The 223-nt window shown below is 60.5% G+C and carries 1 protein-coding gene; it reads right to left on the reverse strand.

The window, feature by feature from the left end; genetic code table 11:
* The coding region (locus B7449_RS17340; RefSeq protein ID WP_048883922.1) for a hypothetical protein at positions 1-223 on the reverse strand (223 nt) is incomplete at both ends.

The raw sequence follows: 223 nt of genomic DNA on the forward strand, positions 1-223 counted from the left end.
GAACACGTTCCCGATCATCAGGTTCAGCTTCGATGTGTCGTCATGCGCGGCGAGAGGGGCGACGAAGCGCAGGTCGATCGCGGCATGACGGGCATCCGTAATGACGGACAGGAGGATGTCATCGCCCTTCTGGGGACGCCCCTGGCGTGCTTCGATAGCGTTGATGCGGGCCGCCAGCATCTTCTGGTAGGCCCTGAAGTTATCGTTTGTCGGCGCGACAATA

It is taken from the genome of Komagataeibacter intermedius TF2 (genome assembly GCF_000964425.1).
Lineage (GTDB): Bacteria > Pseudomonadota > Alphaproteobacteria > Acetobacterales > Acetobacteraceae > Komagataeibacter > Komagataeibacter intermedius.